Below are 17165 nucleotides of genomic sequence, written 5' to 3'. Positions count from 1 at the left end.
ACTCAAATTTGGAGAACAGGCGTTCTCTGGAGAGCATCGGGCGGACCGACTCGCCAGCTTGGCGCAATCCGTCCCGGAGCCGTCATTCACCCCAATTGGCGAGAGCGATCATTTCCAGCGCTATGAAAAAATTGGCGCACGAGGCTCGCGCCTCGCGCATCAGCTCAGAAATCGACGATCTTGCCGTCGGCGAGCGTCACACGCCGGTCCATGCGGGCGGCGAGTTCGTGATTGTGGGTGGCGATCAGCGCCGCGAGGCCGGATTGGCGTACCAGCGCCTCCAGCGCGTCGAAAACATAGTGCGCTGTTTCCGGATCGAGATTGCCGGTTGGCTCGTCGGCGAGCAACAAAAGCGGTGCGTTGGCGACGGCGCGGGCGATGGCGACACGCTGCTGTTCACCGCCGGAGAGTTCCGCCGGGCGGTGCTCACCGCGATGCCCCACCCGCATATAGTCGAGCAGCGCACTGGCGCGCTTGTGGGCTTCGGCCTGTGTCAGACCGGCGATGAGCTGCGGCATCATCACATTTTCCACCGCCGAGAATTCCGGCAGGAGATGATGGAACTGGTAGACAAAACCGATATCGCTGCGACGGATCGCGGTTCGCGTTTCATCCGGCAGGTCATTGCAGGGTGCGCCGTTGATATAGACCTCGCCGGCATCTGGATGTTCGAGAAGTCCCGCCAGATGCAGCAGCGTGGATTTGCCGGTTCCCGAAGGGGCGACCAGCGCCACCATCTCGCCGCTCTTCAATTCGAAATCAGCCTTGCGCAGAATGGAAAGCGACGTCTCGCCCTGACCATAGGTTCTCTCGACGCCAGTAAGCCGCAGCACTGTTTTTTTTGCCATATTGCGAAGCGGTCCTTATTCGTAACGCAGGGCCTGCACCGGATCGAGCTTGGAAGCCCGCCATGCTGGAAAGATCGTTGCCAGGAAAGAGAGCGTCAGTGCCATGATGACAACGGAAATGGTCTCGCTGATATCCATTTCGGCCGGAAGCTGGCTCAGGAAATAAAGCTGCGGGTCAAACAGCACCGTGCCGGATATCCACGAGAAGAACTGCCGGATGGATTCCACATTGAGGCAGACGATGACGCCGAGCGCCACGCCCGCAAAGGTGCCGACCATGCCAATGGCCGCCCCGGTCATGAAGAAGATGCGCATCACGGAGCCGGAGCTTGCGCCCATGGTGCGCAGAATGGCGATGTCGCTGCCCTTGTCCTTCACCAGCATGATGAGGCCGGAAATGATGTTCAGCGCCGCCACCAGAACGATGAGAGTGAGGATCATGAACATCACGTTTCTTTCCACCTGCAGGGCGGAAAAGAAGGTCTGGTTCCGCTGTCTCCAGTCGGTGATATAGATCTGCCGTTCGGCGGCCTGTTCCACCAGCGGGCGGATTCCGTCGACATCGTCGGGGCGGCTGACATAAAGTTCGATGGATTGCACGAGGCCTTCGGCGTTGAAATAAAGCTGGGCTTCGGACAGGGGCATATAGATCATCGAGGCGTCATATTCCGACATGCCGATCTCGAAGACGCCGGATATCTTGTAGGATTTGACGCGCGGATTGACGCCCATCGGCGTCACGTCGCCTTCCGGGGAAATGAGGGTGATGTCGTCACCGGCCGTTACGCCGAGCTGGGCGGCAAGCCTTGAGCCGACGAGAACGCCATCTCCGGCCATGAAGCCGACCAGATCGCCGGTCTTGATGTTGGTGGCTACTTCCTTGACCTTGTCGATATCTTCCTGGCGAACGCCGCGCACCAGAGCGCCGGAGCCCGCGCCGCCGCGGCCGGAGGCGAGCGTCTGGCCCTCCACCAGCGGCAGGGCCATGGTGACGCCGGGAACGGCGGCAAACTTCTTCGCCAGCTCATCATAATTATTGAAGGGCTGGTCGATAGGCTGCACGATCATATGGCCGTTGATGCCGAGAATGCGCGAAATGAGCTCGGTGCGGAACCCGTTCATCACCGCCATGACGATGATGAGCGTCGCCACGCCCAGCATGATGCCGACGAAGGAAAAACCGGCGATGACGGAAATGAACGCTTCCTTGCGCCGCGACCGCAGATAACGCCAGGCCACCATACGTTCAAAAGCGGAAAACGGCCGGGCGGTTTTTGCCCCGGCGGAAACAGCCGCACCCTTGTCAGCCTCGGCTTGTGCCATGTCGTCTCCCTGATCTCAAACTGCAAGGCCGGTCTTTTCCGAAAACCGGCCCATATTTCTGCGGCATCTGCGTTACGAAACCGGAGCGGACTTCGGGTGAAGCCGCTCCGTCTTCGGCTCGCTCTTATCCGAGCACCCTGTTCATCGCCGCCTCGATCGTCACGGTCTCCCGTTCGCCGGTCTTGCGATCCTTCACTTCGACTTCGCCATTCGCGACCGAACGCGGGCCGACGATGATCTGCAGCGGCACGCCAATCAGATCGGCCGTGGCGAATTTCTGGCCTGCACGGTCGTCCGTGTCGTCGTAAAGAACATCCTTGCCGGCGTTGGAGAGCAAGTAATACAGCTTTTCACAAGCCGCATCACAGGCAGCATCGCCAGCCTTCATGTTGATGATCACGACATCGAAGGGAGCGACCGAGGCCGGCCAGATGATTCCGTTCTCGTCATGCGATGCTTCAATGATGGCGGGAACAAGGCGTGTCGGCCCGATACCATAGGAACCCATGTGGACAGGGTGTTCCTTGCCATCCTTACCCTGCACTTTCGCGCCCATCGGCTCGGAATATTTGGTGCCGAAATAGAAGATGTGGCCGACTTCAATGCCGCGCGCGGAAAGGCGCTCGCCATCGGGAATGGCATTGTAAGCGGCTTCGTCATGCATTTCGGACGTGGCGGCATAGTCAGCCGTCCACTCGTCGAATACGCCCTGCAGGGCTGCGACGTCGTCGAAGTCGGTGTTTTCGGCGGGAATGGCGCGGTCGAGGAAGCTCTTGTGGCAGAAGACTTCGGATTCGCCGGTATCGGCCAGAATGATGAATTCATGGCTGTGATTGCCACCAATCGGGCCGGTATCGGCGCGCATGGGAATGGCGCGCAGGCCAAGGCGCTCGAACGTGCGCAGGTAAGCAACGAACATCTTGTTATAGGAATGGATCGCGTCTTCCTTGGTCAGGTCAAAGGAATAGGCGTCCTTCATCAGGAACTCACGCGAACGCATGGTGCCGAAACGCGGACGTACCTCGTCGCGGAACTTGAGCTGAATATGGTAGAGGTTCAGCGGCAGGTTCTTGTAGGACTTCACATAGGAACGGAAGATGTCGGTGATCATCTCCTCATTGGTGGGGCCATAGAGCATCTGGCGGTCCTGACGGTCCTTGATGCGCAGCATTTCCTTGCCGTAGTCATCGTAACGGCCGCTTTCCTGCCAGAGCTCGGCCGATTGCAGCGTCGGCATCAGAAGCTCGATGGCACCGGAGCGATCCTGCTCCTGGCGGATGATCCTGTTGACCTTGTCCAGCACGCGCTTGCCGAGCGGTAGCCAGGAATAGATGCCAGCCGATTGCTGCCGGATCATGCCGGCGCGCAGCATGAGGCGGTGGGAGACGATCTCCGCTTCCTTGGGGTTTTCCTTCAGGATGGGCATGAAATAACGGCTGAGACGCATGACGGCTTCCATTGATGCGGACGACAGCGCGCAAAGGCGCGGGAATCGCCCCGAATAGAGGGATATTGGCGCGGGATATAGCCGTTTCCGGCCGAGATGAAAACCCGCCATGAAAAGAGCGTTAAAGGCGATTTTGCGGTATTTTCGCGATAGCTAATTCGCGTCAAAACGCTTTGGTCGGAATATTATTCTTGATCCGGTGCGACAAATTGCGCCACGGAGAATTTTTTGCCGACTGTAACAAATATGCAAAAAATGAGATGACAAGCATGGGGGTTTGAGCTAGCTTTAGCTTACAAAAGAGGCAGGAAGTTTAAATTCTTGTCATTTTCGCGGTCAGTCTTGGGAGGATCAGATCTTAGGCGCGCTCGTTCGCAGCCCCGGCAACGGTTACAGATCACGCGAAACCTGGAAAACAAGGCTGAAAGGCCTTGTTTTTTTTTGCTTCTACACAAATGACCCCGCCCCCGCCGCTATATTCCGGTAAAATTATGGCGGTGAATCAGGCACTGAGCACGTTCCTGCTGTGTGCACGAGAGATATGACATCCATATGACAGAATCCCGGTCATATCCCCCGGAAACTGCCGCGACCATGGGCTCACCGCCCGTCTGAGTGAGCAAGATGCGCGCGAACGGCGATCACCAGCGCAGCTTTTCAATCGAAAACGGGAATAATTCTCGGCAGGTCATCGAGGCTGACGCCGAACCACCAGGTTCCGCCGTACCACAGCCCACAGATCAGGGCCGAGATTACGGTCGTCCACAAAACGATCCGCCCGCCCCTGAACCTTGATGGCGCACTGGCGACCGTGCCCAGCGCCACATCGCCCTCCTCGTCCTGAGTGCGCAGGCCAATCGGCAGCACGATGAAAAGCACCGTCCACCAGACGATGAAATAAACGGCGAAGGCCGAAAGAAGCGGCATGTGATCCTCCTGCACAATGGGCTTTTTGTAACGCATTCATCCGCAGATCGGAATCACTTCTCCGCAAGAAACCCTAAAAGAAAACAGAAGGGCCGCGCTTTGCGGCACGGCCCTGGAATCAACGGGAAAAAGGCAGACGCCCCGGCCGATTGCCAGTAAGCTCCCGGCTTAGACCTTGGTTACAAATACCGTGACGATCGGCTTCTTGCCCCAGCTCTGGTTGGCGGCGGCACGCACGGCGCGACGCACGGCTTCACGCAGCAGATCCAGATCCTTGCGGCGGGCACGCGGAATGCTTTCTACGGCGCCGAGAACGGCGTCATAAAGCGTGTCTTCCATCGCCTCGTCCTCGTCATCGAATTCCGGCAGGCCGAAAGGCACGACATCGGGGTCGCCAAGGAAGTCATAACGGCTGTCCAGCACGACGTTGACGGCGACGTGGCCGGCGAAGGACAGCTTGCGGCGATTGCTGATGCCCATCTCGTCCATATCGCCAACGAGATTGCCATCCTTGAAGACGCGGCCATGCGGCACGTCGTCGATGACTTCCGCAGGACCCGGCGCAAGGCGCAGAACATTGCCGTTGCGCACCTTCGGCACCTGCGAAATGCCGGCCTGTTCGGCCAGTTCCTTTTGCGCCACCAGATGTGCCGCCTCGCCATGGACGGGCACGACGATCTGCGGCTTCGTCCATTCATACATTTTCAGAAGTTCGTTGCGGCGCGGATGGCCTGAGACATGCACCAGCGCCTCATTGTCGGTGACGATATGGACGCCCTGCTCGATGAGGCCGTTCTTGATATCGATGATCGCCTTCTCGTTGCCGGGGATGGCGCGCGAGGAAAACACCACCGTATCGCCGGAAGCCAGCGCCACATTGCGCATCTCGTCACGCGAAAGCTTGGCGAGTGCGGCGCGCGGCTCGCCCTGCGAACCGGTCAGGATCAGCACCACCCGGTCGCGCGGAATATAGCCATATTCGTCTTCGGCGAGGAATGGCTTGATGCCTTCCATGATGCCGAGATCCTGCGAGACGTTGACGACGCGCTTCAGCGACGAGCCAAGCAGCAGCACCTCGCGGCCGGCTGCTTCCGCGGCCTGCGCAATCGAGCGGATGCGACCGACATTGGAGGAGAAGGTGGTGACGGCCACACGACCCTCGGCGTTTTCGATGATCTGCCGCAGGCCTTCGGAAACCTCGTGTTCGGAGGGCGATACGCCATCGCGCACCGAATTGGTGCTGTCGCACATCAGCGCCAGTACGCCCTCTTCGCCGATGGCGCGGAAGCGGGCTTCATCCGTCAACGGACCGAGCGACGGGGCTTCGTCGATTTTCCAGTCGCCGGTGTGGATGACATTGCCGAGCGGCGTGCGGATGACCAGCGACATCGGCTCCGGAATGGAGTGGTTGACGCCGACCGCCTCGATTTCGAACGGGCCGACATTGATGCGGTCGCCCGCCTTGAAGATCGTCACCGGAATTTCGGCACGCGTGCCCTCATAGGCGCGCTTGGCTTCCAGCATGCCGGCGGTGAAAGGCGAAGCATAGACCGGCACGTTGAGGCCGGGCCAGAGATCGTTAAGCGCGCCATAATGGTCTTCATGGGCGTGGGTGATGATGATGCCCTTGAGGTTCTTTTTCTGCTCGGCGATATAGCTGATGTCCGGCAGTACCAGATCGACGCCCGGCAGGTCCGGGCCGGCGAAGGTCACGCCGCAATCCACCATGATCCATTGGCGCTTGCTCTCCGGCCCGTAGCCATAAAGCGCCAGATTCATGCCGATTTCACCCACGCCGCCAAGCGGCACAAAGACCAGTTCGTCCTGTTTAGCCATTGTTTTTCTTATCCATTCACGAAAGCATGCAGGCGACGGCAATTGGCCGCGCCCGCCGCTCTTAAGCATCGGACCTGTTGAACCATCTGATCGACCGGGCCGATGCGGAACCGGTTTTTCACCCTGCTTTTCATGAGCCGCAGGAAAGCTCCAACCCGTCGAAAGCGGTTCGGCGCGGGCCTTCGGGTCGCGCCGTTCACCTCATCCGAAAAACACGTCGCCGGCGGCAATCGAGCGCCTTGCGCCCTCATCCTCATCCAGCAGCAGATAACCATTATCATCAATCCCGACGAAACGCCCGCCAATCGAACGGTCTGGGAAGTTGACGGTGATATGTTCGCCGATACCACAGGCGGCGGCACGCCAGCCAGCCATGATGCCGGCAACGCCCCTGCCCTCGTCCCAATCCCCCAGCACCTCCGCCGTCTCACGGAAAAGATGGGCGAACAACTCGTCGGGCGAGCAGGACGCACCATGTTCGGAAAGCATGGTGACGGGGTAAAGCGGATTTTCCGGTTTATGGGCGATATTGATGCCGATGCCGATGACGATGGCGCGTCGGCCATCCGGCAGCAGCTCCGCCTCCATGAGAATGCCGCAGGTCTTGCGGCGTCCGATCAGCACGTCGTTCGGCCATTTGATTTCGAGCGGCTCACCACCCGTCGGCAGCACCGCGCGGATGGCGCGATAAACAGCCAGCGCGAAGGCAAGCGGCAGGGACCCTATACGGTCCATCGGAGCGGGATCGATCAGAAGAAGCGAGGCGTAGAGATTGCCGGGTTCGGAGACCCATGGCCGGCCGCGACGGCCGCGTCCGCCGGTCTGGCGGATGGCGGTGATCCACAGATTGCCGCCATCGCCCGCCCTTGCCTGGGTGAAACATTCCAGATTGGTCGATGGCGTTTCCGCCATCGCCTCGTGCCGGAAGTCATCGATGGACATCCGGCCCGTATGCTTGTGTGTGCTGCTCAAAAGAAGGTCTTCGCCGCAGCAGTGACCGCGTTGCCGAGTGCACCGCCGAAGACGATGAAGGCCACGGTGAAGAAGGCCGAAAGCGCATAAACCACTTTGAGTTCGCCCGAAGGACGCTCGAACTTGTCCTTGGCTTCATCGAACCACATGACCTTGACGACGCGGATATAATAATAAGCGCCGACAACCGAGCCGATGACACCGATGATGGCGAGCGGATAGAGCTTCGCCTCGATGGCTGCGAGGAAGACATAATACTTGCCGAAGAAGCCGGCGAGCGGCGGAATGCCGGCAAGCGAGAACATCAGGATCGTCAGCACAACCGCCATGAAGGGGTTGGAGGACGAAAGACCGGCCAGATCCTCGACAGTCTCGACATTGCCGATTTCCTTGCGGCGCATGGAGAGAATGCAGGCGAAGGTGCCGAGCGTCATGACCATATAAACGGTCATGTAGAGGATGACGCCGGCAACACCGGCTTCGGTGCCCGCAGCGAGACCGACCAGCGCATAACCCATGTGACCGATGGAGGAATAAGCCATCAGGCGCTTGATGTTCTTCTGGCCGATTGCGGCAAAGGAGCCGAGCAGCATGGAGGCGATGGAGATGAACACGACGATCTGCTGCCAGTCGGCGAAGACCGGCTGGAACGCCTCGATGACGATGCGAACGAGGATCGCCATGGCGCCGATCTTCGGCGCAGCCGACAGGAACGCCGTTACCGGGGTCGGCGCACCTTCATAAACGTCCGGCGTCCACATGTGGAACGGCACGGCCGAAATCTTGAAGGCGAGACCGGCGAGAACGAAGACCAGGCCGAAAACGAGACCGAGCGAACGGGTTTCCGAGGCCAGAACCTGGGCGATTTCGGTAAAGCCGGTATTGCCGGTGAAGCCGTAGACCAGCGACATGCCGTAAAGCAGCATGCCGGAAGACAGCGCGCCGAGCACGAAATACTTCAGGCCCGCTTCCGTGGAGCGCAGGCTTTCACGGTTGATGGCGCAGACCACGTAGAGCGCCAGCGACTGCAGTTCCAGCGCCATGTAGAGCGAGATCAGGTTGTTGGCCGAGATCATCAGCAGGATGCCCAGCGTCGCAAGAACCAGCAGCACCGGATATTCGAAACGGCCGATGGGTTCGAAACGGCCCTGACCGACGGCCAGGATCATGGCGGTGATGGAGCCGATCAGCGCCAGTACCTTCATGAAGTTGCCGAAGGCATCGGCGATGTAGACACCGCCGAAGGCCACGCCCGAAGCGGGGGCAAAGATGATCCAGAGACCGACGACGAGCAGGAGGGCAACGGCAAGGCCGGTGACCGTCGTTGTCGACTTGTCGCCCGAGAAGACGCCAATCATGAGCAGCGCCAGCGCGCCGACCGCAAGGATCAGCTCGGGCGTCGCAATGTGCAGACTGGCAAAAAGGATTTCAGCGGTCATGTCCAACGGGTCCTGTCGTCAATTCATAGAGAGCGCAACATTTTGCGCCGCCTGCAGTGCAGCCGAATAGTTGTTTACCAGAAGATCGACCGATGCGGCTGTCGCATCGAACACCGGTGCCGGATAGACGCCGAAGAAGATCGTCAGCACAACCAGCGGATAAAGGATGACCTTTTCGCGGGTCGACAGATCGAGCATCGACTTCAGGCTTTCCTTCTCAAGCGCACCGAAGATCACGCGGCGATAGAGCCACAGCGCATAGGCGGCCGAGAGGATGACGCCGGTTGCCGCAAACAGTGCGACCAGCGTGTTGGCGCGGAAGACGCCGATCAGCGTCAGGAACTCACCGACGAAGCCGGAGGTGCCGGGCAGACCGACATTGGCCATGGTGAAGATCATGAAGGCGACGGCATATTTCGGCATGTTGTTGACGAGGCCGCCATAGGCCGCGATTTCGCGGGTGTGGAGACGGTCGTAGACAACGCCGACGCAGAGGAAGAGCGCGCCCGACACGATGCCGTGCGACAGCATCTGGAAGATTGCGCCCTGCACGCCCTGAACGTTGGCGGCGAAGATACCCATGGTCACGTAACCCATGTGGGCGACGGAGGAATAGGCGATCAGCTTCTTGATGTCGTCCTGCATCATCGCCACCAGCGAGGTGTAGATGATGGCGAGAACCGACAGCGTGAAGACGAAGGGGGCGAAATAATCCGAAGCCAGCGGGAACATCGACAGCGAGAAGCGGATGAAACCGTAACCGCCGAGCTTCAGCATGACGCCAGCCAGGATGACCGAACCTGCGGTCGGGGCCTGAACGTGGGCGTCCGGCAGCCAGGTGTGCACCGGCCACATCGGCATCTTGACCGAGAAGGCGGCGAAACAGGCGAGCCACAGCCAGGTCTGCATGCCGGCCGGGAAGCCGTATTTCAAGAGTTCTGTCATGTCGGTGGTGCCGGCCTGCCAGTACATGGCCATGATGGCGAGCATGGTCAGAACCGAACCGAGCAGCGTGTAGAGGAAGAACTTGTAGGAGGCGTAAACGCGATCCTTGCCGCCCCACACACCGATGATGATGAACATCGGGATCAGCGTCGCTTCGAAGAAGACGTAGAAGAGAACCGTATCCAGCGCCACGAAAACGCCGATCATGACGACTTCCAAGAGCAGGAAGGCGATCATGTATTCCTTGATGCGCTTCTCGATCGAATCCCAGCTTGCCAGCACGCAGAAAGGCATGAGGAAAGTGGTGAGGATGACGAAGAGCATGGAGATGCCGTCGACACCCAGATGGTAGGCGGCGATGTTGCCGAACCATTGATGCTTCTCGACCATCTGGAAACCGGGGTTCGAATTGTCGAAACCGATCCAGATGAACAGCGACACGATGAAGGTGAAGACCGTCGTCAGCAGCGAGACATTGAGAATGTTGCGGCGACCATAGGGGCCGTTCTCATTCGTCAGAAGCAGGAGCACCACGCCGACGAGCGGCAGAAAGGTGACCGTTGAAAGAATGGGCCAATCGGTCATCAGAGGGCACTCCCGAGCATCATCCAGGTGACAAGCGCCGCGATGCCGATCAGCATCGCAAAGGCATAATGATAAAGATAACCGGATTGCAGGCGGACCATGCGGTTGGTCACGTCAACCACACGCGCTGCAATGCCGTTCGGTCCATAGTGGTCGATGACGGCGACGTCGCCCTTCTTCCACAGGAAGCGGCCGAGCGCCTTTGCGGAACGTACGAAGAGGAAGTCGTAGAGTTCGTCGAAATACCACTTGTTCAAGAGGAACTGGTAGAGGCCGCGATGGGTCTCGGCCAGACGCTTCGGCGTCTCCGGCGACTTGATGTACATGTACCATGCGGTCACGAAACCAAGCGCCATCGCGAAAAACGGGCTCCACTTCACCCACAGCGGCACGTGGTGGAATTCCTCGAGGATTTCGTTTTCCGGAAGCGTGAACAGGGCACCCTTCCAGAATTCGGCATATTCATGACCGAAGAAATAACCTTCGAAGGCAACACCGGCAAAGATCGCGCCGACGGTGAGGATGAAGAGCGGGATCAGCATGACCATCGGCGATTCATGCACATGGTGCATGACGTCGGCGGAAGCGCGCGGCTTGCCGAAGAAGGTCATGAAGGCCAGACGCCAGGAATAGAAGCTGGTGAACAGCGCGGCGATGACCAAAAGCGTGAAGGCGAAACCGGACAGCACCGAATGGGACGCGTAAGCGGATTCGATGATGACGTCCTTCGAGAAGAAGCCGGCAAAACCGATCATCGTGCCCGGGATACCAACGCCGGTCAGCGCCAGCGTGCCGACAGTCATGGTCCAGAAGGTGATGGGGATATGCTTGCGCAGGCCGCCCATGTAACGCATGTCCTGCTCGCCATCGACGGCATGGATGACCGAACCGGCGCACAAGAACAGCAGGGCCTTGAAGAAGGCGTGCGTGAAGAGGTGGAACACGGCGGCACCATAAGCGCCGACGCCGAGCGCCACGAACATGTAACCGAGCTGCGAGCAGGTCGAATAGGCAATCACGCGCTTGATGTCGTTCTGCACGAGACCGACGGTCGCGGCAAAGAAGGCGGTGATCGCGCCGATCAGCGTCACGACGGTCAAGGCATCATGCGACAGTTCGAACAGCGGCGACATGCGGGCGACAAGGAAGACGCCGGCGGTAACCATGGTTGCGGCGTGAATGAGGGCAGACACCGGGGTCGGGCCTTCCATCGCGTCCGGCAGCCAGGTGTGCAGCAGGAACTGCGCCGATTTACCCATGGCGCCCATGAAGAGCAGAAGGCAGACGCCCGTCATCGCATTTGCCTTGTCCAGATGCATGCCGAACAGGTTGATGACGGTTTCCGAGGAGGCAGCGCCTTCTGCCGGCAGATAGGTTGCGGCCGCAGCAAAGATCGTCTCGAAATTGATCGAGCCGAACAGCACGAACACGCCGCCAATGCCGAGGATGAAGCCGAAGTCACCAACGCGGTTGACGATGAAGGCCTTCATGGCGGCAGCCGAGGCGGATGGCTTCTTGAACCAGAAGCCGATCAGCAGATAGGACGCCAGACCCACGCCTTCCCAGCCGAAGAACATCTGCAGCAGGTTGTCGGAGGTCACCAGCATCAGCATGGCGAAGGTGAAGAGCGACAGATAGGCGAAGAAGCGCGGACGATGCGGATCGTGATGCATATATCCGATCGAATAGAGGTGCACGAGCGTCGAGACGGTGTTGACGACGACGAACATGACAGCCGTCAGCGTATCGATGCGGAACGCCCATTCGACGTCGATGCCGCCGGACTGGATCCAGCGCAGCACGGTGACCTTGATCACCTCTCCCGGCTCGCCATGGGCGAGCGCCACGGTGAAGAAGACGATCCACGACAGGATAGCGACCACGATCATCAGACCGGTGGTGACATATTCCGAGGCCTTGGCGCCGATGGAGCGGCCGAACAGGCCGGCGATCAGGAAGCCGATCAGTGGAAGAAAGACGATAGCCTTGTAGATCATAGCCTTATCAGCCCTTCATCATATTGACGTCTTCGACGGCGATCGATCCGCGGTTGCGGTAGAAGACAACGAGTATTGCAAGACCGATGGCCGCTTCGGCGGCTGCGACGGTCAGAATGAACAAAGCGAAGACCTGGCCGACGATATCGTTCAGGAAGGCCGAGAAGGCCACCATGTTGATGTTGACCGCAAGCAGGATGAGTTCGATCGACATGAGGATGACGATGACGTTCTTCCGGTTAAGGAAGATGCCGAAGACACCGATCGTGAAGAGGATCGCGCTGACCGTCAGGTAGTGGGAAAGACCGATTTCCATATTCTGTTTCCTTGGATCCGTTCGCGCCTCAGATGCCCTGGCCCGGCTTGACCTTGACCGTGGTGACGGCGGTCTTCGGGTCGCGGCCGACCTGCGTGGAGATATCCTGCCGCTTGATGTCGGTGCGATGACGCAGCGTCAGCACGATGGCGCCGATCATGGCCACCAGCAGCACGAGGCCGGCGAGCTGGAAGAAGTAGACGTAATTGGTATAGAGCACGTCGCCGAGTGCGGCCGTATTGGTGCGTTCGGTGACAGGCGGGATCGGCATGGTAATGGACTTGGCCGCAATCGGGTTCAGCATGCTGCCGCCGACCACGACGATCAGTTCCGCCGCAAGGATGACACCGATCAGCGCACCGACCGGGGCATATTGCAACACGCCCGAACGGAGTTCTGCGAAATCCACATCCAGCATCATGACGACGAAGAGGAAGAGCACCGCCACGGCGCCGACATAAACCACCAGCAGGATCATGCCGAGGAATTCGGCGCCCGTCAGCAGGAACAGCGCGGCTGCGTTGAAGAAGGTCAAAATCAGGAAGAGCACCGAATGAACTGGGTTCTTCGATGCGATGACCATGAACGCAGACGCCACGGCGACGAAAGCGAATATATAAAAGAATACAGCGTGCAGACCCATGTTGGTGCCTTCTTGTCCTCATCGGGCAAAGATGGCTCGAAGGCCCCTCACCCGTTTCGTCCCCGCCGGCGAAAACCGCGCAGGCATTTTACTTTTCATCGCTCTCCGGGGCTTCCCCCGGAAAGACGGTTGCGCCTTAACGGTAAGGCGCATCCAGTGCGAGGTTGCGTGCGATTTCACGCTCCCAGCGGTCGCCATTGTCGAGAAGCTTCTGCTTGTCGAAATAAAGCTCCTCCCGGGTTTCCGTCGCGAATTCGAAGTTCGGGCCTTCGACGATGGCATCCACCGGGCAGGCTTCCTGGCAGAAACCGCAATAGATGCACTTCACCATGTCGATATCGTAACGCACCGTGCGGCGGGTGCCGTCATTGCGGCGCGGGCCGGCTTCGATGGTGATCGCCTGAGCGGGACAGATCGCTTCACACAGCTTGCAGGCGATGCAGCGCTCTTCACCGTTCGGATAACGGCGCAGCGCGTGCTCGCCGCGGAAACGCGGAGAGACCGGGCCCTTTTCGAAAGGATAGTTCACCGTTGCCTTCTGTTTGAAGAAGTGGCGCATCGTGAGCAGGATCGCGCCCACGAACTCCTTCAGGAACAGTGAATTGACGGCTTGGGAGAGGCTTGCCATCTCAGTCTCCAGATTTCTGAGCGAGGAGTACGGACATCAACCGGCCCATCCCGTCAGCTTCAATACGAATGCAACAATAACGACCATGGCGAGCGACAGCGGCAGGAACACCTTCCAGCCGAGACGCATGAGCTGGTCATAACGGTAACGCGGAACGAAAGCCTTGGTCAGCGCGATCATGAAGAAGACCATGCAGCCCTTCAATGCGAACCAGACAATGCCCGGAACCCAGTTGAGGAACCACACATCCACGATCGGCAGCCAGCCGCCCATGAACAGGATCGTCGTCAGGCAGCAGATCAGGACGATTGCAGCATATTCGCCGAGCATGAACATCATGTAAGGCGTGGAGCCGTATTCGACCATGTGACCGGCGACCAGTTCCGATTCCGCTTCCGGAAGATCGAAGGGCGGACGGTTGGTTTCGGCAAGGCCCGAAATGAAGAACACGATGAACATCGGGAACAGCGACAGCCAGTGCCAGTCAAGGAACGAGGCCGGGAGGCCGAGCATGGTTCCGAGGCCGGTCTTCTGGGCAAGCACGATGTCCGTCAGGTTCAGCGAACCGACGCAGAGCAGAACGGTGACGATGACGAGGCCGATCGACACTTCGTAGGACACCATCTGCGCGGCCGAACGCAGCGCGCCGAGGAACGGGTACTTCGAGTTCGAAGCCCAGCCGCCCATGATGATGCCGTATACTTCAAGCGAAGAAATCGCGAAGATATAGAGAATGCCGACATTGATATTGGCGACAACCCAGCCTTCGTTGAAGGGAATGACGGCATAGGTGGCGAGCGCCAGCGTCACCGCTACCAGCGGCGCCAGAAGGAAAACGGCCTTGTTGGCGCCGGCCGGAATGACAGGCTCCTTCAGAATGAACTTCAGAAGGTCGGCGAAGGACTGGAAGAGACCGAAGGGACCAACGACGTTCGGACCACGGCGCAGCTGTACCGCCGCCCACACCTTGCGGTCGGCAAGCAGCAGGAACGCGATGGACACCAGAAGGCAAACGAGAAGCAGCAGGGACTGGCCGACCATGATCAGCGCGGGCCAGACGTAGCTCCAGAAAAACTGTTCCATAAATCCCCTACCCTTACTCTGCCGCAGCCTGGAAATTGTTGCGGGCCAATGCGGAGCACTCGGCCATGACGGCGGATGCGCGCGCAATCGGGTTCGTCAAATAAAAGTCTTTAACCGGCGAGGCAAACGCCGACTTGTTGAGCGAGCCGCTTTTGCCAGCCAGCGCTTCGATATCTTTGCCGTTGCCGGCGACGATCTCGTCCGTTTCCGCCAGATGCGGATGCGCTACATAGAGCTGGCCGCGGAGCGCCGACAGCGAATCGAACGGCAGCTTCTTGCCGAGAACATCGGACAACGCACGCAGGATCGCCCAGTCTTCGCGGGCTTCGCCCGGTGCGAAACCGGCGCGGTTGCCCACCTGCACACGGCCTTCGGTGTTGACCCAGATACCGGATTTTTCGGTATAGGCCGCACCCGGAAGGATGACGTCGGCATTCATCGCGCCCTGGTCGCCATGGCTGCCGATATAGACGGTGAACTTGGCGCCCTTGTTCGACAGGTCGAGTTCATCGGCGCCGAGCAGGAAGAGAACGTCCATGGAGGCGACCATGTCAGCGGCGGCAACACCGCCCTCGCCCGGCACGAAGCCGATGTCGAGACCGCCGACGCGGGAAGCGGCGGTGTGCAGGACAGAGAATCCGTTCCACTCTTCGGTGACAGCACCTACCGAGGTAGCGAGCTTGGCGGCGGCAGCCAGTACGGCTGCGCCATCGGCGCGCGCCAGAGCACCCTGGCCGATGATGATCAGCGGGTTCTTGGCGGATTTCAGCTTGTCGATGAAGCTGTGCGAGCCATTGGCCAGATCGGAGAGCGTTTCAGCGCCGGAACCGAGATATTCGTAATTGTAGCGCAGTTCGCCAGCTTCGCCGATTACGCCGATCGGGAAACCGCCGCGACGCCAGCGCTTGCGGATGCGGGCATTGAGCACGGCCGCTTCGTAGCGCGGGTTGGAACCGACGATCAGCAGGGCGTCGGCCTGCTCGATACCTTCAATGGTGGAATTGAAGATGTAGCTGGCGCGGCCGAGCGACGGGTCAAGCGCTGCGCCATCCTGACGGCAATCGACATTGGCCGAGCCGAGCGACGCGAGAAGCGACTTCAGCGCGAACATTTCTTCGACGGACGACAGATCGCCGGCAATCGCGCCGATCTTGTTGCCGGACGTTGCGGCAACAGCCTGCTTGATCGCGCCGAAGGCTTCGCCCCAGGTTGCGGGCTGAAGGCGACCATCCTTGCGGACGTAAGGCCGGTCGAGGCGCTGCGTCTTCAGGCCGTCCCAGATGAAGCGGCTCTTGTCGGAAATCCACTCTTCGTTGATCGCCTCGTTGACGCGCGGCATGACGCGCATGACTTCGCGGCCACGGGTATCGACGCGAATGGCCGAACCGAGAGCGTCCATCACGTCGATGGTTTCGGTCTTGTTCAGTTCCCACGGGCGGGCGGTGAAGGCGAAAGGCTTGGAGGTGAGCGCGCCGACCGGGCAGAGGTCAACAACGTTGCCCTGAAGCTCCGAGGTCATCGCCTGCTCGAGATAGGTGGTGATTTCGGCATCTTCGCCGCGGCCGATGAGACCGAGTTCGGCAATGCCGGCCACTTCCGTGGTGAAACGGACGCAGCGCGTGCAGTGGATGCAGCGGTTCATGACCGTCTTGACGAGCGGTCCGATGTACTTGTCTTCAACCGCACGCTTGTTTTCCGCATAACGCGAACCGGCGATACCGAAGGCCATGGCCTGGTCCTGCAGGTCGCATTCGCCGCCCTGGTCGCAGATCGGGCAATCGAGCGGGTGGTTGATGAGCAGGAATTCCATCACGCCTTCGCGGGCCTTCTTGACCATTGGCGTGTTGGTGAAAATTTCCGGCAATTCGCCGTTCGGGCCGCCGCGAACGTCGCGAACGCCCATGGCGCAGGAAGCGGCGGGCTTGGGCGGTCCGCCCTTCACCTCGATGAGACACATGCGGCAGTTACCCGCGACCGACAAGCGCTCATGAAAACAAAAGCGCGGAACTTCGGCGCCAGCCTCCTCGCACGCCTGCAACAGCGTGAAATGATCCGGAACCTCGATCTCTTTACCGTCAACCTTGAGCTTTGCCATGGTTCTACTTACGTCCTGTTGCCTGTTCGTCCCATGTCTCACACGGTCCGCAACAAATCCTTAATCACGCCCGGCACTCGT

The 17165-nt window shown here is 59.6% G+C and carries 14 protein-coding genes; all 14 read right to left on the bottom strand.

Going from position 1 to position 17165, the window contains the following annotated elements; all coding sequences use genetic code 11:
- Window positions 1-164: 164 nt before the first annotated feature.
- The 14 genes from PIB16_RS04630 to nuoG all read right to left on the bottom strand — a co-directional run bounded on the left by PIB16_RS04630 (window position 165) and on the right by nuoG (window position 17084).
- Complete coding sequence (locus tag PIB16_RS04630) at window positions 165-848, bottom strand: ABC transporter ATP-binding protein (protein WP_003521506.1); 684 nt, start codon at window positions 846-848, stop codon at window positions 165-167.
- A 15-nt stretch (window positions 849-863) separates the two neighbouring features.
- A complete protein-coding gene (locus PIB16_RS04625) occupies window positions 864-2171 on the bottom strand; it encodes a lipoprotein-releasing ABC transporter permease subunit (RefSeq protein WP_003521507.1) in 1308 nt (435 codons plus the stop codon).
- Between the two features lie 124 nt (window positions 2172-2295).
- Window positions 2296-3618 carry a proline--tRNA ligase gene (proS, locus tag PIB16_RS04620; RefSeq protein WP_271045079.1) on the bottom strand — a complete coding sequence of 441 codons (1323 nt, stop codon included), beginning with the start codon at window positions 3616-3618 and terminating at the stop codon, window positions 2296-2298.
- Between the two features lie 657 nt (window positions 3619-4275).
- Complete coding sequence (locus tag PIB16_RS04615) at window positions 4276-4581, bottom strand: DUF1467 family protein (RefSeq protein ID WP_065653980.1); 306 nt, start codon at window positions 4579-4581, stop codon at window positions 4276-4278.
- Between the two features lie 132 nt (window positions 4582-4713).
- The gene (locus PIB16_RS04610; RefSeq protein ID WP_003521510.1) at window positions 4714-6381 is read right to left on the bottom strand and encodes a ribonuclease J; all 1668 of its coding nucleotides are present in this window, start codon (window positions 6379-6381) and stop codon (window positions 4714-4716) included.
- 201 nt (window positions 6382-6582) lie between these two features.
- The gene (locus tag PIB16_RS04605) at window positions 6583-7323 is read right to left on the bottom strand and encodes a biotin--[acetyl-CoA-carboxylase] ligase (RefSeq protein ID WP_065653982.1); all 741 of its coding nucleotides are present in this window, start codon (window positions 7321-7323) and stop codon (window positions 6583-6585) included.
- A 26-nt stretch (window positions 7324-7349) separates the two neighbouring features.
- Window positions 7350-8792 (bottom strand): NADH-quinone oxidoreductase subunit NuoN, encoded by a 1443-nt coding sequence (gene nuoN / locus PIB16_RS04600; protein WP_078054275.1) that lies wholly within the window; start codon window positions 8790-8792, stop codon window positions 7350-7352.
- A gap of 18 nt (window positions 8793-8810) precedes the next feature.
- Window positions 8811-10322, bottom strand: coding sequence for an NADH-quinone oxidoreductase subunit M (locus PIB16_RS04595; RefSeq protein ID WP_142844881.1), 1512 nt, complete (start codon window positions 10320-10322; stop codon window positions 8811-8813).
- On the bottom strand, window positions 10322-12319 hold the full coding sequence (nuoL, locus tag PIB16_RS04590) for an NADH-quinone oxidoreductase subunit L (RefSeq protein WP_065115441.1): 1998 nt from the start codon (window positions 12317-12319) through the stop codon (window positions 10322-10324). The genes PIB16_RS04595 and nuoL overlap by 1 nt, the downstream gene beginning before the upstream one ends.
- A gap of 7 nt (window positions 12320-12326) precedes the next feature.
- On the bottom strand, window positions 12327-12635 hold the full coding sequence (nuoK, locus tag PIB16_RS04585) for an NADH-quinone oxidoreductase subunit NuoK (protein ID WP_003521516.1): 309 nt from the start codon (window positions 12633-12635) through the stop codon (window positions 12327-12329).
- Window positions 12636-12663: 28 nt separating this feature from the next.
- Window positions 12664-13278 carry an NADH-quinone oxidoreductase subunit J gene (locus tag PIB16_RS04580; RefSeq protein ID WP_003521517.1) on the bottom strand — a complete coding sequence of 205 codons (615 nt, stop codon included), beginning with the start codon at window positions 13276-13278 and terminating at the stop codon, window positions 12664-12666.
- A gap of 136 nt (window positions 13279-13414) precedes the next feature.
- A complete protein-coding gene (gene nuoI / locus PIB16_RS04575) occupies window positions 13415-13906 on the bottom strand; it encodes an NADH-quinone oxidoreductase subunit NuoI (RefSeq protein ID WP_003496449.1) in 492 nt (163 codons plus the stop codon).
- A gap of 36 nt (window positions 13907-13942) precedes the next feature.
- Window positions 13943-14989: an NADH-quinone oxidoreductase subunit NuoH gene (gene nuoH / locus PIB16_RS04570; protein ID WP_003521518.1), complete on the bottom strand. Its 1047-nt coding sequence runs from the start codon at window positions 14987-14989 to the stop codon at window positions 13943-13945.
- Window positions 14990-15002: 13 nt separating this feature from the next.
- Window positions 15003-17084, bottom strand: coding sequence for an NADH-quinone oxidoreductase subunit NuoG (gene nuoG / locus PIB16_RS04565; RefSeq protein ID WP_125145962.1), 2082 nt, complete (start codon window positions 17082-17084; stop codon window positions 15003-15005).
- Between the last annotated feature and the right edge of the window lie 81 nt (window positions 17085-17165).

Source organism: Agrobacterium sp. ST15.13.015 (genome assembly GCF_027871645.1).
GTDB lineage: Bacteria > Pseudomonadota > Alphaproteobacteria > Rhizobiales > Rhizobiaceae > Agrobacterium > Agrobacterium leguminum.
The sequence above is the reverse complement of the archived record's forward strand: the minus strand, read 5'-3'. Positions and strand labels throughout refer to the sequence as shown.